Origin of the sequence: Mucilaginibacter sp., assembly GCF_028288105.1 — a bacterium.
Classification (GTDB): Bacteria; Bacteroidota; Bacteroidia; order Sphingobacteriales; family Sphingobacteriaceae; genus Mucilaginibacter.
In genome coordinates this window covers 1-3,532 of the sequence record NZ_JAQBOI010000096.1, presented here as the reverse complement: position 1 = coordinate 3,532, position 3,532 = coordinate 1, and the positions used below count along the sequence as shown (strand labels likewise).

Genomic DNA, 3,532 nt, shown 5'->3' with positions numbered 1-3,532 from the left:
GGTTCCAGGTTTATGGGCAGCAACCCGCACAGGATACTTTTCTTTTGGCATACAATAGGTAACAGGTGGCTAACATTTTTATCAAATATGATGAGCAATCTTAACCTTACCGATATGGAAACCTGTTATAAGTTATTTGATACCAAGCTTATACAAGCTATAGAGCTAAAGGAACAGCGCTTTGGTTTTGAGCCGGAAGTAACTCAGAAAGTTGCACGCATACCTAAAATACGCATCTACGAAGTGGGTATATCTTATTATGGCCGTACCTATGACGATGGCAAGAAAATAGGGTGGAAAGACGGAGTGCGCGCTATTTTCTGTATCCTTAAATATGGGTTGTTTGGTGCTAAATAAGCCACAATGGATATATTTAAATTTAAACAGTTTGATGTAAACCAAAGCGGTTGCGCCATGAAGATAAATACCGATGGCGTATTACTTGGTGCTTTGGCCGAAGCCAATAACCCGCAAAGTATTGTAGATATTGGCACCGGCACGGGCGTGATTGCGCTGATGCTGGCACAGCGTTTTGCCGTTGCAAGGATAGACGGAATAGAAATTGATGAGGCTGCCGCCGAAACAGCGAACAGAAATTTTAAAAATTCGTCGTTCCAACACCGGGTATATGCACACTTTAATACATTTGAAGGGTTTTTTGACAGCCATAAAGGAAATAAGTATGACCTCATCGTATCTAATCCGCCGTTCTTTTTAGATTCGCTTACATCGGCAAATGATAAAAAGAACCTTGCCCGGCATACGGATGGTTCATTTTTTAAAAAACTGTTACGCTGCACAAACGAATACCTTACAGATACCGGTAGCTGTCAGCTAATATTGCCATTAGCAACGGCTGCGTTAATAAAAGATCTGCTTCCCAAGTATCAATTGCATTTGCAAAAAATAATATCAATAAGATCCTTTGCTGATTCTGCACCGCACCGGGAGATCATCACCTTTGGTAAAGAACAAAAAGGTATTTTAGAAGAAGAATTTGTCATATATGACGAACCAAAGATTTACTCGTTAGAATACCAGGTGGCGTTGGCTGATTTTTTAACGATATTTTAAAAATCTAAAATCGTACATCTACAATCTAAAATCAAATGACCCGTATAGGCCTAATATCAGATACCCATAGTTACCTGGACGACGCTGTTTTTAAGCATTTTGAAAACTGTGATGAGATCTGGCACGCCGGCGATTTTGGAAATATTGAGCTGGCCGATAAGCTTGCCGCCTTTAAACCGCTTAGAGGGGTTTACGGTAATATTGATGGAAAAGACATCCGCGATGTTTATCCGGAGCACCTTCGTTTTATGTGCGAAAAGGTAGATGTTTGGATGACCCATATAGGCGGATATCCGGATAAATACGCGCCGGACGTGAAGCGTGAAATATACACTAAGCCTCCTGGCTTATTTATCAGCGGCCACTCGCATATCCTGAAAGTAATTTATGATAAAAAGATAAATTGTTTGCACTTAAACCCCGGTGCAGCTGGGAAACAGGGTTGGCAAAAGGTGCGAACTTTAATAAGATTTTCTATAACTGATGAAAAAATTCATACCTTAGACGTTATTGAGTTGCATAAATAACATGTATTAAATACACTAAGCCTATGAAAGCAGTTAAAACTTTAGGTCAATTTATTATCGAAAAACAAGCTGATTTTCCATATGCCAAGGGGGAGTTGTCGCGCTTGTTGCGTGATATAGGTATTGCCGCCAAAATTGTAAACCGTGAGGTTAACAAAGCCGGCCTTGCCGATATTTTGGGCGATGCCGGAACAATGAATATTCAGGGCGAAGGGCAAAAGAAGCTGGATGTGTATGCCAATGAACAGTTCATCTCTGCTCTTAAATGTGGCGGTGAGTGCTGCATGGTAGCATCCGAAGAAAATGATGACTGTATCAATATCGAATCCGATATCTCAAAAGACGCTAAGTATGTTGTCGCGATTGATCCACTGGATGGCTCATCAAATATTGATGTTAACGTTGGTATAGGTACCATCTTCTCTATCTATCGCAGGATATCTACTGAAGGCAAGGCCGATTTAAAAGATGTATTACAGCGGGGGACTGAGCAAGTAGCCGCAGGTTATGTAATATACGGCTCATCAACTATGCTGGTTTATACTACGGGCAAAGGTGTTAATGGCTTCACGCTCGATCCATCAATAGGAGAGTTTTGCCTGTCGCACCCGGATCTGCGCATCCCCGATGATGGCGTTATTTATTCGATAAATGAGGGTTATTACTCGCACTTTCCGGATGGGGTAAAAAAGTATATTAAATATTGCCAGGTAGAAGATACTAAAACCCAAAGGCCTTATACTTCCCGTTACATTGGCTCAATGGTTGCCGACCTGCACCGCAACATGATAAAAGGTGGCATATTTATCTATCCTTTAACTGCTGCCGCGCCTAATGGTAAACTGCGTTTAGTGTACGAGTGTAACCCAATGGCGTTTATAATAGAGCAGGCAGGGGGCAAGGCCAGCAATGGGTATAATCGTATACTGGAACTGGAAGTAACCGAACTGCATCAACGCACGGCTATATTCATCGGTTCAAAAAATATGGTTAACAAAGCCGAAGAAATGATGGCCTGCTTTTCGCCACAGCTTATTAAAAAGAATTTTGAAGGCGAAGTGTGTTTGCAGTGAGCGAGTTTATAGCGTATGGTTCATGGTTAATAGTAGCTGCTATGAACCATGAACCATACGCCATAACCAGTTACTAAGCACCCGCCTTAGCGGATTCCATTTCAAAAACGGTATCTATCAATAGGTCTTTTTGTTTACCGGCAGCTACGGCAAGTTGGTCGCAGCGCTCGTTTTCGGGGTGGCCGTTATGGCCGCGTACCCATACAAATTTAATGTTATGCAACTTGCTGATAGTTAGATAGCGCAGCCACAGGTCTTTATTTTTTTTACCTGCAAAGCCTTTTGCTACCCAGCCATGCACCCAACGTTTTTCAATGGCATCTATAACATATTTAGAATCGGAGTAGATAGTAACAGACTGATTTGGTGATTTGATAGCTTCCAGTCCGGTTATAACGGCCAGCAGTTCCATACGATTATTGGTGGTTTTACGAAACCCTGCAGACAGCTCTTTATAATGCTGACCAGATCTCATAATAACTCCGTAACCACCCGGCCCCGGGTTCCCACTTGACGAACCGTCTGTGTAAATTTCTATCATGTATTAGCTTATAGTTGATGGTTCATAGATCATAGCAAGATCCTGTACCGTTAAAGCCTCAAAAGTATAAAACTTTATTAAACCGCTATACAACTATTGCAGCAACCATGAACCATGATCTATTAACCATTCACTTTTTTCACTTTCAATCTTAACGAATTCCCAATCACGATCACATCTGAAAAAGCCATGGCGAAAGCACCTACCATAGGGTTAAGGAAACCAAGTGCCGCTACAGGGATAGCAATAATATTATAGGCAAACGCCCAAAAAAGATTTTGTTTTATGGTAAGCAGTGTATGCCTGCTTATCTGCAG

Annotated in this window: 5 protein-coding genes and 1 pseudogene; 4 read left to right on the top strand and 2 right to left on the bottom strand. The window is 41.6% G+C overall.

Going from position 1 to position 3,532, the window contains the following annotated elements; all coding sequences use genetic code 11:
- From JWQ85_RS06995 to fbp, 4 genes and pseudogenes are all read left to right on the top strand, one after another.
- A pseudogene (locus JWQ85_RS06995) lies at positions 1 to 357 on the top strand (glycosyltransferase family 2 protein); the annotation flags it as partial.
- A 6-nt stretch (positions 358 to 363) separates the two neighbouring features.
- Positions 364 to 1,074: a methyltransferase gene (locus JWQ85_RS06990; RefSeq protein WP_299466010.1), complete on the top strand. Its 711-nt coding sequence runs from the start codon at positions 364 to 366 to the stop codon at positions 1,072 to 1,074.
- Positions 1,075 to 1,109: 35 nt separating this feature from the next.
- Entirely contained in the window at positions 1,110 to 1,601 is a 492-nt protein-coding gene (locus tag JWQ85_RS06985; RefSeq protein ID WP_299466007.1) for a metallophosphoesterase family protein, read from the top strand.
- A gap of 23 nt (positions 1,602 to 1,624) precedes the next feature.
- Positions 1,625 to 2,674 (top strand): class 1 fructose-bisphosphatase, encoded by a 1,050-nt coding sequence (gene fbp / locus JWQ85_RS06980; protein WP_299466004.1) that lies wholly within the window; start codon positions 1,625 to 1,627, stop codon positions 2,672 to 2,674.
- A 73-nt stretch (positions 2,675 to 2,747) separates the two neighbouring features.
- Here fbp and rnhA read toward each other — a convergent pair whose 3' ends face one another.
- A complete protein-coding gene (rnhA, locus tag JWQ85_RS06975) occupies positions 2,748 to 3,215 on the bottom strand; it encodes a ribonuclease HI (RefSeq protein WP_299466001.1) in 468 nt (155 codons plus the stop codon).
- Between the two features lie 122 nt (positions 3,216 to 3,337).
- The coding region (locus JWQ85_RS06970) for a hypothetical protein (protein ID WP_299465997.1) at positions 3,338 to 3,532 on the bottom strand (195 nt) is incomplete at its 5' end.